This window comes from Polynucleobacter sp. 39-46-10 (assembly GCF_002282275.1).
In genome coordinates this window covers 1-16,071 of the sequence record NZ_NCJB01000035.1, presented here as the reverse complement: position 1 = coordinate 16,071, position 16,071 = coordinate 1, and the positions used below count along the sequence as shown (strand labels likewise).

The window sequence follows — 16,071 nt, the reverse complement described above, 5'->3', positions numbered from 1 at the left end:
GACAGCGCGGTAGCGGAGCGCGACAGCGCGGTAGCGGAGCGCGACAGCGCGGTAGCGGAGCGCGACAGCGCGGTAGCGGAGCGCGACAGCGCGGTAGCGCTTGCAAGCTTAATGAAACAAAGCTGGTCTTGGCGACTCACTCGGCCTTTGCGGTTTGCTGCCCGTCTGGCGCGTTATGGCCTTACCAACGACGATCGGCTGCGGATAACGCAATCACTGCGCTACCGATACCATCGGCTGCCATTGCCTGTGTCAGTAAAAAAAATGGCCAGTTTTGCCTACCATAAGGTAGTTGGAAAATTCATAAAGGCGCTACGCCGAAGTGCGTTAAGCGTATCCCAGTTCAGCGCCCCTCAAATCAAATCAATTCCTAAAGAAGACAGCACGCCAGATTACATCGTCTGGGGCGTCATCGATTGGCATTTCCGTCATCAGCGTCCACAGCAACTGGCCGTTGCTTTGGCGGGCACTGGCCGACGTGTTTTTTATATATCACCCAACTTTCTTGAAAACGAGCAAGCGGGTTTTGATGTCGAAGTGTTGGATGCCTCTAATTTACTGTTTCAGGTAAAACTTTTTGTAAAAAATGCTCCCGTAATTTACTCGTCTGCACCGAGTATTGACGCTGTTTCACAGCTTCGGGCCAGTATTGGTGAAGTGTTGGCTTGGGCGGGTTGCAAGCAGATCGTTTCACTGGTTGATCATCCTTTCTGGCTAGATGTCGCTGCAGCCTTGCCCAACAGTAGACTGGTCTATGACTGCATGGACCATCACGAAGGCTTTGGCAACAATGCCGAATCTCTGATGCAGTTAGAGAAAAAACTGCTGAGCGAAGCGGAACTGACGATCACCACATCTACCTGGCTAGACGAAGCCATTGCCCCACACGCAAAACGCCGAGCGCTGATTCGCAATGCAGGTGAATACGAGCACTTTGCAAAAGTGCCGGAGAGCATTTATCGCGATCCACAGGGCCGTCGAATTATTGGCTACTACGGTGCGATAGCAGAGTGGTTTGATCTGGATCTGGTCGAAGCAGTCGCCAAGCAACATCCGGGTTGCGCTGTGCTGCTGATAGGGGCAGACACCGTCAATGCTCGGTCACGGCTGGCAAAACTACCCAATGTCATCTTCACGGGTGAGGTGCCCTACAGCCAACTACCGCACTATCTCCATGGTTTTGATGTCTGTTTGTTGCCGTTCAAGGTTATCCCGCTCACGTTGGCGACGAATCCGGTCAAGGCCTACGAATACCTGGGTGCTGGCAAACCAATCGTGACCGTTGACTTGCCGGAGATGGCGCAGTTTGACGGCCTGGTGTACGCAGCGGCAGGTAAAGAGGCTTTCCTTGCCGCAGTAAGCAAAGTATTAAGCCAACCAGAACCCGTCGCTTTGGTGCAACAGCGCAAAGCCTTCGCACAAGGGCAAACCTGGCAACACCGCGCCGAGGCGCTCATTCAGGAGGCTGAGTCGTCCGCATATGACCCCAAAGTCAGCATTGTGGTTGTGACGTACAACAACCTTGACTTTACCCGTGCCTGCCTGGCAAGCCTGGATGCGCACAGCCAATACGAGCATATGGAAATCATTGTGGTTGACAATGCCTCCAGCGATGGCACGCCGGCCTTCTTGTTGGAATGGGTTGCCAACGGCCAGAACCGCAAGCTGATCCTTAACGAGGATAACCGTGGGTTCGCTGCAGCGAACAACCAGGGACTGGCTGTCGCTACCGGCGAGTACCTGGTGCTTCTCAACAACGATACTTACGTTACACCGGGTTGGGTTCGTACCCTGGTTCGACATCTTCAACGGGATAGAACCCTTGGCCTGATCGGGCCGGTAACCAACAATATTGGTAACGAAGCCAAGATCAATATTGCTTACGCCAATATGGAGGAGATGATCATGACGTCTGCCGCCTACACGCAGCGCAATCTTGGACAAAATTACCCGCTAAAGACCGCTGCCTTCTTCTGCGTGATGATGCCGCGCTCAACCTTTACGTCCGTCGGCACATTGGATGAGATTTTTGGCCGAGGTTTCTTTGAGGACGATGATTACTGCAGGCGAGTTGATCAATTGGGTTTACGCGTTGTTTGTGCAAAGGACGTATTTATTCACCACCATTTGTCGGCGTCCTTCAATAAATTGAGAAGCCAAGATCGACAGACCCTGTTTGAAGAGAATAAGGCACATTACGAGGCTAAGTGGGGTGAGTGGATTCCTCACTCTTACTTGGATCATTAAGGACATTGGAAACTATGCTTATCAATAATCTATCTGCTCATGTAACGAGCTATCGGTCTTCGATTGATGCCGCCATCAAGCGTGTATTGGATCGTGCTTGGCTTGTTCTTGGCCCTGAAGTCGAGAATTTTGAGAAATTGTTTGCTGACTACATACAAGTAGCGCAATGCCGTAGTGTCGCCAATGGCACTGATGCACTTGAATTGGCACTGCGTGCTCTTGGAGTAAAGGCTGGAGACAAGGTAGCGACCGTTGCTAATGCGGGTATGTACACCAGCACTGCGATCCTCTCGATCGGCGGCACGCCAATTTTCATGGATGTTGATCTTGTGACCCAGGTGGTTATGCAAAGTGAAGTTGAGCGCGCAATCACACAGGGTGTGAAAGCCGTTGTCGTGACGCACTTATATGGACAGGCACAACTCGATATCGCGGGGATTGCAGACAAATGCCGGACTGCAGGCGTGGCATTGGTAGAAGACTGCGCGCAAGCGCATGGTGCTCGTGTTAACGGCAAGCGGGTTGGCAGTTTCGGCGATGCGGGCTGCTTTAGCTTTTACCCAACCAAAAACCTTGGTGCGCTTGGTGATGGCGGTGCCGTGGTTTGCAGCGATGCCGAACTGGCTGAGAAGGTGGGACACCTTCGGCAGTATGGTTGGTTGGCCAAGTATCAAGTTGCAATGGCCGGTGCTCGCAATAGTCGGCTCGATGAAGTACAGGCAGCTGTGCTATCAGAGTTCCTGCCGCATCTGGATAGCTGGAACGCGCGGCGACGTGACATTGCTTCTCAATACTCACAGCGTATAAGGCATCCCGCAGTCATCCTCCCATCGATCGGTGGTGATGATTACGTCGCCCATCTATATGTGGTGCGTTGTTCTGAAAGAGATAGCCTGCGCCAGCATTTGCGAAAGGTGGATATTGCGACGGATGTCCATTACCCGATCCCCGATCATCGTCAACCTATTTTTGGAAACCGTTTCTCAGATGTGCGCTTACCGAATACGGAACAACTTGCGCAAGAAGTCCTAACGCTGCCGTGCTACCCGGAAATGACTGATGAGGATGTTGAACAGGTTATCAGTGCTGTAAATAACTGGCCAGTTGCTGCTCTTGAGAAAGGTGGCAATTAATGACCACGCCCAATCCATTCACCAATATCGGCTTCGAAGATTTTCGCCGCCTTGCTGCAGACAAGACGCTATCTAAATACGAGCGAATCGGTTTTCCTGATTCTTACCGGCAAGGTTTTGAGAGCAATATTTTTGCTGACATTCAATTCAAACTGACTAATCTCGCTGCTGACAATAAGTGCATTTTTGATATTGGTCCCGGTTGTAGTGACTTACCTAAGATGTTGATTGATTTGTGTCGTGAGCGTCACCATAAACTGACACTCATCGACAACAAAGAAATGCTCGATCTACTGCCCAATGATTCGTTCATTGAAAAAGTGGCTGCACTGTATCCAAATTGCCCTGAGTTGATTGCGCAGTACCGGGGAACGGTGGATGTCATTGTTTGTTACAGCGTCTTGCACTACGTGCTCATAGATACAGCCTTCTTCAGGTTTCTCGACACCTCCCTTTCATTGCTGGCGCCGGGTGGACAGATGTTGATTGGCGACATTCCCAATGTTTCCAAGCGCAAGCGTTTTTTTGCCAGCGAGACGGGGGCTCGTTTTCACCAAGAGTTCATGAAGACAGACGATTTGCCCATAGTCGAATTTAACCAGATAGAACATGACCAGATCGACGATGCTGTTGTGATGTCATTGATTCAGCGTGCTAGAGCGCAGGGTTTTGATGCTTATGTTCTTCCGCAAGATCCAAACCTTCCCATGGCCAATCGCCGGGAAGACATTCTCATCACACGCCCATAGGAACAAGTGTCATGACAAAAACAAAGAAGTTGCTAATCATCGGCGACAGTGCCTTTGCCGAAGTGGCATATGAGTGCTTTACTCATGACTCCGAGTATGAAGTGGTTGGGTTTGCAGTTGAATCTCAGTACCTTAAAAGGACGGAATTGTTTGGCCTGCCAATCGTTCCCTTTGAGCAGATTGAAGAGCACTTTAATCCAAGCAAAATTGAGTTCTATGCCGCCCTTGTTTACTCCCAGTTAAACCGACTGCGTACTCGCCTGTATCAAGCTGCAAAAGCTAAAGGATACAGGCCGGCGAGCTATATCAGCAGTCGTGCCTTTGTCTGGCAGAACGTTGTTGTTGGTGAGCACTGCTTCGTGTTTGAGGACAACACAATTCAGCCATTTGTACGAATTGGAAACAACGTGGTGTTGTGGAGTGGCAATCACATTGGGCACCACAGCGTGATTCAAGACCACTGCTTTATTGCATCGCATGTTGTTATTTCAGGTTTTTGCAATATCGGCAGCCATACCTTTATGGGGGTGAATGCTACCTTGGGTAATAACGTAAGCATTGGAGAAGATAACTGGATTGGCCCCAGCGTAACCCTTGTGAAAGACACCGAGCCGAATTTGCTTTTCAAAGTCGAGCAGCCTGAGCCTGCCAAGGTTAGCGCGCGTCGGTTTTTCAAAGTTCGGGAAGCTTGATATGCAATGGAAAAAGCTTGGGGTCGTATGGCAACCTGATGGGGACTTATGGTGGGCGAGGAAATACGCAACATGTCCAACCCCATTGTTTTTGAATGATGGAAGTTTGCGACTCTATGTTCAATGCCGTGCTGAAGATGGCGTAGGCCGAATTGGCTATGTGGATGTTGATCCTGAAAACCCAACCCACGTGCTCCGCGTGTCTAAAGAGCCAGTTCTTGATGTCGGCGCACCTGGTGCATTCGACGATAACGGCGTGTTTCAGACTTCCGTTGTGCAAGCCGCAGATGGCCGGCTTTTCATGTACTACGTTGGCTTTGAACTCTGCCACCACATTCGCTATCGCTTGTTAACTGGTTTGGCGGTTAGCAACGACGGAGGGGAGACCTTTCAGAAGGTTAAAACGACACCCATTCTTGAGCGCTCCGCCACGGAAATGCATTTCCGTTGCGGGCCATTTGTATGGCCCGCAACGGACGGGGGCTACCAGATGTGGTACGTTGCCGGGAGTGAGTGGGAAGAGATTGATGGCAAGCCTATGCCGGTGTATGACATTCGTTACGCAGAATCCGTTGATGGAGTCCATTGGCCAGAAGAAGGACGCATTGTTCTCCAGGTGAAACGAGATAAGGAGCATGGTTTTGGTCGGCCTTATATCGTAAAAAAGGAAAACTACTATCAAATGTTCTACAGCATTCGCAAGAAATCGCCCTGCGCTTATCGAATGGGCTATGCGGAATCCGAGGATGGAATTCACTGGCAACGGAAAGATGAAGAAATTGGGCTAGACGTTTCAATCGTAGGCTGGGATAGCGAAGCCATCGAATATGCCGCCGTTGTTGATGTAGGCAACAGAACCTTGTGCTTTTACAACGGTAATGATTTCGGCGGTACTGGCTTTGGCGTTGCGGAGCTGGTTAAGTGATTTTTGATCTCGTCAGTTACACGGATGAGCACGAGTCACTCTGGGACTCGTGGTGCGAAAGTGCGGGAAATTCCACGCTTCTGCATACCCGGAAATTTCTCAGCTATCACGGAGCGCGTTTCGAAGATACGTCGGTACTCATCTTTGAATCCGGTCATTTAGTGGGCGTTATGCCAGCCGCCCGCGCCCGACATGACTCGACGCTGGTCGTCAGTCATCCGGGTGCCACCTATGGAGGCATCGTTCATCAGGGATGGCTAAATGGCGAGCGGATGATAGAGGCCTTGGAGCAGTTGAAGGCGTATTACCGCGAATGCGGCTACACAAAGTTTCTCTACAAACCATTGCCACATGGATATGCAAGCGTACCTTCTCAGGATGATCTTTATGCACTTTTCCGTTTAGGCGCTCAGCGTGTTCGCTGTGATCTCTCATGCGCGATTGAACTGAGCGCGCGGAGAACTCCGAGCGAGCGACGTCGGCGGGGGTTGAAAAAAGCTCTGAAAGCCGTGACGTTGGTTAACGGGAGTGAACAGTTGGTTGGTTTGTGGGACGTTTTGGCTAAGAATCTTGAGCGAAAGCACGATGCATCGCCCGTGCATTCACTAGCTGAGTTAACCCTACTATTGGAGCGGTTCCCAGAAAATATACAAGTGCGAACTGCCACTATCGATGGCGTCGTTGAAGCTGGCGTTGTTCTATTTAGCTCAACGAATGTGTGGCACGCTCAATACATAGCGTCCAGCGAAATAGGCTATGGCGTGTCGGCGCTGGACGCGGTTTTCGAATCTGCGATAGATGCGGCTCGAAATAGGGGGGCGCGTTATTTTGATTTTGGAACAAGCAATGAACAGGGTGGATTAGTCCTAAACGATGGGCTGTATCGCTTTAAGTCAGAGTTTGGCGGCGGTGGCATGGCGCATGAATATTACGAACTGGTGTTGTAGAGAATGAATAATAAAAAACTTTCCGTTGTTGTGCCGGTGTATTTCAATGCAGGCAGCTTGCCCCGACTTTTTGACGAATTCGCGAAGATTGAGGGGGCACTTCTAGAGCGCTCGGTAGCCCTCGAACTGATTTTTGTGGATGATGGTTCCAAAGACGATTCTTTGGCGCGCCTGCTCGAATTTAAGGCCAAGCGGCCGGAAACCAAGGTGGTCAAACTTACTCGCAATTTCGGCGCTGTGCATTGTTCCAAAACCGGGTTCAAGTTTGTTACCGGCGATGCATTCATGATCATTGCCGCCGATTTGCAAGACCCGCCGGGTCTGATACTAGAAATGGTCGATCGTTGGCTTGCAGGATCCAAGTTCATTATTTGTGAGCGAATCGCCCGCGATGACCCCGTAGTTTCAAAAATCTACTCCAAGATTTATTACAAGCTGCTTCGTGCGCTGGTCATTCGTGATTACCCAGAAGGTGGGTACGACATGGCCTTGATGGACAAGGCATTCTTACCCCACCTGCTGAATAGCGCAAAGAGCGTGTTCACGCCACTGTTGGCGTATTGGTTGGGATACAAACCGGATGTCATTCACTATCATCGTCCAGCGCGTGAACACGGCAAATCTGGGTGGACATTCGCAAAGAAGTTCACGGCATTCCTTGATGTAATGCTTGGCTTTTCGATTACCCCGATTCGTGCCATCTCTGGGGTAGGTTTCGTTGTTGCACTATGCAGTTTTCTCTATGGTGGCGCGGTTGTGCTGAGTGCGTTGTTTCACCGGATTCCCGTTGAAGGCTTTGCAACAGTGGTCGCATTAGTCACCTTTCTATTGGGTTTGATTATTGTCATGCTTGGCATCATTGGCGAGTATTTATGGCGTATTTTTGATGAAACCAACAAGCGCCCTGAAACTGTAATTGATGAAATCTGGTGATATGGCTTTTCCTCGATTTTTGATTGCGGGTGCGGTCAATACTGGGCTTACTTACGTTCTCTATCTTGGCTTGTTGTTTCTTATGCCTTACGTATGGGCTTATTCGCTCACCTACGCCGTTGGAATCGGCATAGGGTACTTGCTGAATGCGCGCTGGGTATTCAAACAAGCGCCCAGCCTAAGTAGCGCTACTGCCTATCCATTGACTTATGCGCTCAATTATTTGCTGGGCGTAGGAATACTTTGGCTGCTTGTTGAACTGTTCCATATTCCAAAAGAAATCGCGCCACTCTTAGTGGTCGCACTAACAGTTCCGGTCATGTACATCGTCACGAAATCTATCTTTACTGGGAAAAGCAATGATGAGAAAACCAACCATTAATGACTGCAAGGTCGTCGCCTTGCCAAAGATCAATGATCCGAGAGGCAACCTTACGTTCATTGAGGGAAATAACCATATTCCCTTTGACATAAAGCGTGTGTTTTACCTATATGACGTTCCTACCGGGGAGGATCGGGGTGCTCATGCCCATCACAATTTACATCAGTTTCTGATTTGCCTGTCTGGCAGCTTTGATGTGGCCGTTGATGACGGGGAGTTTCAGGCAACCATCCACTTGAACCGACCGTGGAAGGGTTTGCACATCCCGCCGATGATTTGGGCGGCTGAGGTGAATTTTGACCCGGGTTCTGTTTGTTTGGTTCTGGCTTCCGAATCGTACAACGAGGGTGACTACATCCGTAACTACGAAAATTTCTTGTCCTTAGCCAAGAGTATCTCCTAATTGGCCAGTATGGATATTCCCTTGGCCAACACCTACCGGCAATCCCTTGTAGGAATTCTCATTGGCGTGGCTGTAGGCGTATTTGCCGGTGTTTTACTGACAAGCCCTTTTTTGAGTGGCCTGGGACTGCTTGCAGCTGCAGTCTTTTCACTGGCTTTGACGCTTTCGTTTTCAAACTGGAGGCATGTCAACGGCTCTGTGTTGCTGCTCATTTTTTCGGTACTAACGACGGCTTGGGTGTTGTTCCTTGATAGTCATCAAGTCAGTGATTTTGGTGTCTATCTTCGATGCGGTACTGAATATGCATCGCCTTGGACCTCTTTAGAGCAATGGGCTAGCAAATGTGAAAGCGGCTGGCTTCCTGGGTTTGCTAGCTATTGGCGAAGGTCTCTTCTTTACTCGTTGCCGATAGGTTGGCTGGTGGATGGATCTTATTTGGGATTCAAGTTAGTCAACGCCGCACTGCATATTGCAGCCATTGCGTTGCTCTATCGCGGCGTGAGCGCGTCGTTTGGTCGCTCTGCCGGGGTATTTTCGGCCTCACTGTTAGCCGTCTACCCCGAATTCTGGTTCGCCACAACGGTCGTAAGCTCGGATAGTCTTGTAATCCTCGTCTTAGTCGGCTTCATTCTTGCGCTTGCAAAATTAAGCGAAAACCAGAGTTCAATCAGAACCGTTCTACTGGTCGTATTGCTGCTTGTGGCTTTGGATCTTCTGCGCAGCATTGGCCCGATACTCGTCGTCGCCATTTTGTTAGTTCTACCCTTAGCCTCTGAAAAAGGGAGCCGCCTTAAGTTAGCCAAAACCGGAATATTGTCTGCTATCGCAGTTGTTACGGTGGGGTTCGCGCCTTCATTGCTCGGCATGACCACAACGCAATCCAATGGCCTTCTTGCGACACTTGTTGGCAGCGGCCTAACCCATAGTCGATCATTTGAAGATGCCTACTCATGGCATCAGTATGTGCTGCCTTTGATTGATGCTGACAATCGTAGCAAGCTTTTGGTTGGATTACTCGCTCAGGATTTGAGCAATGCTTTCTCTTTTCCTTCATTCTGGCTGCAGAAAATTGGCACCCTATTCGGAGGAGAAGGGTATTTCTTCTTTGCAACTTCGCGGCCTTTAGGCAATCCAGATGATTTTGTGCTGGCCCATAGCGTGCCTGCCATTGCCTTCAATACAAATTGGGCTGCCATGATGCGAGGTGCCGTGGCTTTTCTTTGCATTGCTGGCGGAGTGGGGGCTTTAAAGGTTAGTCAGCAACCTTTGGGGCGGGTGGCCGTCGCCGTCGGCAGTGCATTTTTGCTCTTCATTATTCTTTTCGGAGAAGTACAAGCGAGATACAGCTTGTTGATTGCGCCAGCACTTTGTGTTGCGGCGGCGGGAGTATTTGTTAAGCGCGATGCAAGCGCCAGCGCATTGTTTCGCGACGGCGCAAAGAGTGTATTCATTGTTTTCGCTGGGTTGATTGTCTGCATCCTGTTCGCTATAGCTTGGGCATCTACATATGTCGAGAAGGCTCCGTCGATGGTCTGGACTGTCAAGTCCGACGCCATCCTAGGATGCGAGAGTCCACAGGCAGTCGATATAGAACCACGTCGCATCACGCTGCCCCTCCAGGGCAAAACATGTTACGTACTAAGCGCGATCACAAAAAATCTCAACGGCGATGTCTGGTTTTATGTGGTGCGGGAGCCAGTTCCGCCACGGTGGAGCCATGAGCTGCATCAGCCCCTTGATTTGACTTTTGTTGCACACCATCAAGGGGGGGCGGTTACCACCTTGCGTAAGCAATTGACGCCTGAAGCAGTTGCTGTGCCTATTCTCATTCCATCGGGGGGGCTAGCATCTCTGGATGTGCTCATCCGAGCAAACGGCGAGTTAAACGGCAAAATTAGCCTCGCCTATTTTTATGACAATAAGAGGGTTATCAGCAATGTGGTCGAAAAATAATATTCACAGCGACGGGGTTGGAGCCCTTGATTTATTTAGATATTTTTTGGTTGCTTTGGTGACCTACTGGCTCATCAATTTTGTACTTAGCCCCAATACTCTATCGCCCTTGCATCAGGATGATTACCTGGTGCTGGGGGCGGGATTCGAAAATTTTCGCTGGTCAGTTGAACGCCCTGTATCAACCAACCTGGCCTATTTCATGGGGCAAATGGGGTCATGGTTTTCATTTGCTTTACTTAATTTCTTGACAGCGGCATTGCCCGCGATGGTGCTCTTTTTTTTCTCCCATCTGCTTCGGGTGCGGCTTGGATGGGTCTTGGTCGCCGCTTTCAGCGTGATGACTTTTAGCCACCTTGCGGCTTTTGAGCACGGCAAGTACTTGGGCCTAATCACCAATTTAACCTCTCACTTTTTTGGCTGTCTTGCACTTATTGCCCTCCTGCATGTGCGGCGAACGCCCAGTTTGTCCACCAGCGCCATTGCTGTGGTTGCCTACGGTTTATCGGTTTTTGCAAAGGAAGACTTCTTGCTTCCGCCGCTGCTTCTGCTGGCCTATTTTGGCGTTGAGCTTTATTACCCACGTACACCCATCGCCGCTGAAACAGTAGACCGTCGGATACACGAGAAACAGTGGTGGCTGAAGATCAGTCTGTGGTTCATCGCGCTTGCTGCAGCCAGCGTCTTGTCTAGTTTGTTGGTACGGAATCCTTTTTTGGCAGGAGCTGTTGGTCAAGTTGGAAATAGCGCGCACTACGCAGTCAGCTTTGATCCGGGCGTGTTGTTGGCCGCGTTTCTGAAGTTGACGATCGAGTATTCGCCTTGGCACACCATGGCCGGTGTGTTGGCCGTCATCGCTTTGAGCGTCGCCTGGAAAGATCGAAGGCGCGAGTTGATCTTGCTGGCAGCGATAGTCTTTTGCCTGATTCTTCCCTATGCGCTTATTTTTAATCACCTTTTTCCATACCGTGTATTTGCTTGGCTACCCTGGTTATCTGCACCGGTGGTGATCGCCGCCGCGCTCTTGTGGCGTGGTGAGATAGCAGTGTTCTCTAGCCGAAAAACGGCGAAGGTTTTTGCTTCTATTCTCTTTCTGGTGCCGTTTTTGATCGGCTATCTGGATCGTCTTCCGAGGCTGATGGTGGCTGGCTGGTACGCATCCGCCCAACAGTCGAACAAGCAGATGATTGACAGTATTGTTGCTAACAAAGCGCTGATAGACAAAGAAGAAGTGGTCGGTGTTGTTGGTGTCGAGGGTTTGTCGCCATGGTCAAACAATGATGGCGCTTACTTGCGGAAAAAATTAGGGTTTAGCCGGCCGTGGATTGTTTTCGTGGACAAAAGCACCATGTTTTTTACTATTCGTGACTCGGTACCTTCCACTTATTTATCAGTCACTTCATCCCAAGGTCTGTGTGAAAAGCGTGGATTGTTAGTGATGAAATTTGATTCATTTGGCGTGGGTGTGCCATTTCGGGCCGAGGAGCTTTGTACTGCAGGTGAGGTGAAGAAGTGAAAACCCATAATATTCTTTGCGTGGTGGGCACCCGCCCCGAAGCCATCAAGATGGCCCCAGTCATATTGGCATTGAAGGCGGAAAGTTGGGCCAATGTTCGTGTTCTTGCTACAGCCCAGCACCGCCACATGCTCGATCAAGTCATGAGCTTTTTCGGCATTGCGCCTGATATTGACCTGAATATCATGCGACCCAATCAGGCATTGACGACGTTAACTGCCAGACTGCTGCTAGAGCTCGACGATGTATTGCAGACAGGAAAACCGGATGTCGTGCTTGCTCAAGGCGACACGACCACGGTAATGACCGTGGCGCTGGCTTGCTTTTATCACCGCATACCGTTCGGCCATGTGGAAGCCGGTCTTCGTACTTGGGATATGCAGAATCCTTTTCCAGAAGAGGCCAACCGTGTAATCGCGGGGCGTTTGGCGCGCTGGCATTTCGCGCCTACAGAGAGCTCACGCCAAAACTTACTGCGAGAGGGTGTGAACGATGCTGACATTATCGTTACGGGTAACACGGTTATTGATGCCCTGCTAATGACAGCATCGAAAGAGATTGAACTGGGTATTGCTCTGGATGAAACGAAACGCTTGGTGCTGGTGACATCGCATCGGCGCGAAAACTTTGGTGAGCCGTTCCGTAATATTTGCCGAGCGCTACGGACTCTCGCAGAGCGTAATGCCGATATTCAAATTCTTTACCCGGTGCATCCAAATCCAAATGTGAAGGATGTGGCGCATGAAATGCTGGGGAATTGCAGCAATATTGTTTTGTGTGAGCCTTTGGATTACGCCCCATTTGTTGCTGCAATGAAAAAGGCCTATTTGATCATCAGCGATTCTGGCGGCGTGCAGGAGGAAGCCCCAGCGTTGGGTAAACCGGTGTTGGTTTTGCGCGATGAAACCGAGCGGCCTGAGGCCGTCGACATGGGGGTAGTGAAGCTGGTTGGGCCGAACTTTGATCGCATCGTTAAAGAAGCGCAGTTGCTGCTGGATTCCCCGGTTGCCTATCAAGCCATGGCGCGTGGCATATCCCCGTATGGTGATGGACAAGGTGCGCAGCGGATTGTGGCTGTGCTCAGGGAGCACTTCGCTTGATGCGTTTGGTTTATTTGTCACCCGTGCCATGGTCAAGCTTTGCACAGCGACCACATAAATTCGTGACATGGTTTCACGATAGTACTGGGGGTGAGGTGTTGTGGGTTGATCCCTATCCAACGCGTTTGCCATCGCTTTCTGATTTTCGACGACTGGGGGCCAATGCTGATCGTGAGAATGAGTCGAATCCGGCGTGGCTATCGGTTATCAGACCCTCAGTTTTGCCCATAGAGCCATTGCCGGGCTCTGGCATGGTCAACGCCATAATGTGGCGCTCTTTGTTGCGCATAGTTGATGTGTTTGCGCGGCCGCAAAATTGCCTGGTGGTCATCGGAAAACCGTCCGTTTTAGCCTTGACTGTTTTGAAGAGGCTTAAAGGCTGTAGGTCTGTGTATGACGCAATGGACGATTTCCCTGCGTTTTATACCGGGCTTTCTCGATGGGCCATGCGGTGGCGAGAAGACCAATTGGTGCGTAATGTGGACGCCGTATTGGCTTCTTCAACCGCTATCCAGCGCCGTTGGAGTCATGTCGGGGCGGATGTCCAGTTGGTGCATAACGGGCTTGACGCCGAAGTGATGCCAGAGTTTGTTGGCCTTCCTGCTGCGAAGGGTAAGAAGATATTGGGCTATGTAGGCACTATCGCCACATGGTTTGATTGGGATTGGGTGATTGAGTTAGCGAAAAAACGACCTGATGATGTGGTGCGGTTGATCGGGCCGGTATTTTCATCAGCACCTGCCGATTTGCCGAATAACATCGAAATGCTCCCCGCTTGCAATCATCAAGCGGCATTGGTGGCAATGCAGGCATTTGATGTTGGTTTGATCCCGTTCAAGAAAAATACGCTAACTGCATCGGTTGACCCGATCAAATATTACGAATACCGCGCGTTGGGATTGCCTGTTATCTCCACAGAGTTTGGTGAGATGGCATTTCGCGGCGGCGAGGATGGTACCTTCCTTAGTCAAGGGCTGCAGGATATAAGCGCCGTGGTTGAGCTGGCGCTACAACACAGCACCACGATTGAAGCAGTCCAGCAATTTAGGGCTGGTAACACATGGGAGTTTCGTTTTGATGGAGCAAAAATTATCTAGTGGCTGCGATGTTGTCATCGTCAACTACAACGCAGGCAAGCTACTCACGGACTGTGTTGTGTCCGTTTTTGCCGCTGGCGCTGCGCGTGCCATTGTGGTGGACAACCATTCAGCGGATGGTAGTCTTGAATACATGGAGCACACGGTCAAAAGCGATGGGCTGGTTGTTATCCGAAATGCCGAAAATTTGGGGTTCGCTGCTGCGTGCAATATCGGTGCACGAGCTTCATCTTCACCCCAGGTTTTATTTCTGAATCCAGACATTGTACTGGCACCGGACGCTCTGTTTCGTATGGTCGATGTTTTACAGGCAGCGCCAGATGTAGGCATGGTTGGCGGATTTTTGTGCAACCCCGATGGCACCGAGCAGCCGGGAGGGCGACGATTTTTCCCTACGCCTAAACGCGCTTTCATGCGCGCATTTGGTCTGTCACGTCTTGCTAGATTTTTCCCAGAAGTCTTTTCAGATTTCTTGCTCCACCAAGAGCCACTCCCGAGCGCGCCGGCCGTTGTTGAGGCAATTTCGGGCGCGTGCATGCTGGTGAAGCGTGCGGCGATGGACGACGTTGGCTTGTGGGATGACGCTTACTTCTTGCATTGTGAAGACCTCGACTGGTGCATGCGCTTCAAACTGAAAGCCTGGAAAATATTGTTTGTTCCAGATGCTCAGGTTACCCATGTTTGGGGCGCATGCAGTCGTAGCAGGCCTTTTTTTGTCGAGTGGCATAAGCATCGTGGGATGTTGCGGTTTTACAAGAAGTTTTTCCGCCATCAGTACCCAGGCCTTTTGTGGGGATTGGTCGTTGTAGGCGTTTGGTTGCGCTTTGTAATGGTGGCGGGTTATTACAGCGGTCGTCTCGTACTCACCAAGGCTGGGATACGACGTGGCTGAATCCAGCGTCGGTGTGCTTGGGGCATCCAGTTTGGTTGGTGCCTGCCTTTTACCGTTGCTCACACGTTCTGGTTGGCATGTAATTGCATACTCGCGGCAGCCGGTTGGGCATGCTGGCGATGGTGTGGCCTGGAAACAGCTTTCACTCAATCATGCCAAGACGGTTGAAGAAGTGACGCCGTATTGGATTTGTGTCGCGCCCATCTGGGTGCTGCCAGATTACTTTGCTCTTATCGAGACTAGCGGCGCTCGGCGTGTCGTGGTGCTTTCTTCGACCAGCCGTTTTACAAAAGTCGGCTCAGGCGATACGGCGGAACAGGCGACAGCGGCTAAATTGATTGACGGCGAAGCGCGTTTGCAGGCATGGGCTGAGAGCCGTGGTATCGAGTGGGTGATTTTGCGCCCGACGCTGATCTACGGTATCGGCCGTGATAAAAACATTAGCGAGATCGCATGCTTTATTCGCCGGTTTGGTTTCTTTCCGGTGCTTGGAGAAGCCAAAGGCCTGCGCCAGCCTATTCATGCAGAGGATGTGGCTGGGGCATGTTTGGCCGCTTTGCAGGGGTCTGACGTTGGGAGCCGGTCCTATAACATTTCGGGTGGCGAGACGCTGACTTACCGAGAGATGGTCGCCCGTATTTTTACGACGCTTGGTCGCCGCCCGCGTGTCCTGACTGTCCCGCTTTGGGCGTTTCGCCTGGCGGTAACCACGCTGCGCTGCCTACCGCGTTATCGGCAATGGTCAGCGGCCATGGCGGAACGTATGAACAGTGATTTGGTGTTTGACCATGCCGACGCGGTTCGGGACTTGGACTTCAAGCCCAGGGGTTTTGCGCTGGCGGCAGAGGATTTGCCGGCGTGAAATTGTGGCTGGGCGGGGTGTCGAGCAAGTCAGTGAACTGCTTGAACTTGTCGGCGTCGAGATTCGGTTCCGTATCCCGTAGGTCAGGCCTGTCAGGCCTTTCATGTGCGCTTGAAGCGGTTTATACTAACTATCTTTAGCGCAGCCCAGGCTGACAAAACCCACGCGCGGCGCTGGTTTGTGAATGACAGGAGGGGTTGGGGAGATAACTTCGCTCATGCCCTATTGTCTCAGAGCAGA

15 protein-coding genes are annotated in these 16,071 nt (G+C 51.0%); all 15 read left to right on the top strand.

The window, feature by feature from the left end:
• A partial coding sequence (locus B7X71_RS04990) for a glycosyltransferase (protein ID WP_293600284.1) occupies positions 1-2,247 on the top strand: 2,247 nt, incomplete at its 5' end.
• 14 nt (positions 2,248-2,261) lie between these two features.
• Positions 2,262-3,380 (top strand): DegT/DnrJ/EryC1/StrS family aminotransferase, encoded by a 1,119-nt coding sequence (locus B7X71_RS04985; RefSeq protein WP_293600283.1) that lies wholly within the window; start codon positions 2,262-2,264, stop codon positions 3,378-3,380.
• A complete protein-coding gene (locus B7X71_RS04980) occupies positions 3,380-4,129 on the top strand; it encodes an SAM-dependent methyltransferase (protein WP_293600282.1) in 750 nt (249 codons plus the stop codon). The genes B7X71_RS04985 and B7X71_RS04980 overlap by 1 nt, the downstream gene beginning before the upstream one ends.
• Before the next feature lie 11 nt (positions 4,130-4,140).
• Positions 4,141-4,821, top strand: coding sequence for an acetyltransferase (locus tag B7X71_RS04975; RefSeq protein ID WP_293600281.1), 681 nt, complete (start codon positions 4,141-4,143; stop codon positions 4,819-4,821).
• Between the two features lie 91 nt (positions 4,822-4,912).
• Positions 4,913-5,746 (top strand): hypothetical protein, encoded by an 834-nt coding sequence (locus B7X71_RS04970; protein WP_293600280.1) that lies wholly within the window; start codon positions 4,913-4,915, stop codon positions 5,744-5,746.
• Positions 5,747-5,916: 170 nt separating this feature from the next.
• Positions 5,917-6,693, top strand: coding sequence for a GNAT family N-acetyltransferase (locus B7X71_RS04965; protein ID WP_293600279.1), 777 nt, complete (start codon positions 5,917-5,919; stop codon positions 6,691-6,693).
• Positions 6,694-6,696: 3 nt separating this feature from the next.
• On the top strand, positions 6,697-7,626 hold the full coding sequence (locus B7X71_RS04960; RefSeq protein ID WP_293600278.1) for a glycosyltransferase family 2 protein: 930 nt from the start codon (positions 6,697-6,699) through the stop codon (positions 7,624-7,626).
• Position 7,627: 1 nt separating this feature from the next.
• Entirely contained in the window at positions 7,628-8,008 is a 381-nt protein-coding gene (locus tag B7X71_RS04955; RefSeq protein ID WP_293600277.1) for a GtrA family protein, read from the top strand.
• Complete coding sequence (locus tag B7X71_RS04950; RefSeq protein WP_293600276.1) at positions 7,986-8,411, top strand: FdtA/QdtA family cupin domain-containing protein; 426 nt, start codon at positions 7,986-7,988, stop codon at positions 8,409-8,411. Before B7X71_RS04955 ends, B7X71_RS04950 begins: the two co-directional genes overlap by 23 nt.
• 9 nt (positions 8,412-8,420) lie before the next feature.
• Positions 8,421-10,364, top strand: coding sequence for a glycosyltransferase family 39 protein (locus tag B7X71_RS04945; RefSeq protein WP_293600275.1), 1,944 nt, complete (start codon positions 8,421-8,423; stop codon positions 10,362-10,364).
• Complete coding sequence (locus B7X71_RS04940) at positions 10,348-11,880, top strand: hypothetical protein (RefSeq protein WP_293600274.1); 1,533 nt, start codon at positions 10,348-10,350, stop codon at positions 11,878-11,880. The genes B7X71_RS04945 and B7X71_RS04940 overlap by 17 nt, the downstream gene beginning before the upstream one ends.
• Positions 11,877-12,980: a UDP-N-acetylglucosamine 2-epimerase (non-hydrolyzing) gene (gene wecB, locus B7X71_RS04935; protein WP_363926705.1), complete on the top strand. Its 1,104-nt coding sequence runs from the start codon at positions 11,877-11,879 to the stop codon at positions 12,978-12,980. The genes B7X71_RS04940 and wecB overlap by 4 nt, the downstream gene beginning before the upstream one ends.
• Positions 12,980-14,077, top strand: a complete 1,098-nt coding sequence (locus tag B7X71_RS04930) for a glycosyl transferase (RefSeq protein WP_293600285.1) — start codon at positions 12,980-12,982, stop codon at positions 14,075-14,077. The genes wecB and B7X71_RS04930 overlap by 1 nt, the downstream gene beginning before the upstream one ends.
• Positions 14,058-14,969: a glycosyltransferase family 2 protein gene (locus B7X71_RS04925; protein ID WP_293600273.1), complete on the top strand. Its 912-nt coding sequence runs from the start codon at positions 14,058-14,060 to the stop codon at positions 14,967-14,969. The genes B7X71_RS04930 and B7X71_RS04925 overlap by 20 nt, the downstream gene beginning before the upstream one ends.
• A complete protein-coding gene (locus tag B7X71_RS04920; protein ID WP_293600272.1) occupies positions 14,962-15,831 on the top strand; it encodes an NAD-dependent epimerase/dehydratase family protein in 870 nt (289 codons plus the stop codon). Before B7X71_RS04925 ends, B7X71_RS04920 begins: the two co-directional genes overlap by 8 nt.
• The last annotated feature ends 240 nt before the right edge of the window (positions 15,832-16,071 follow it).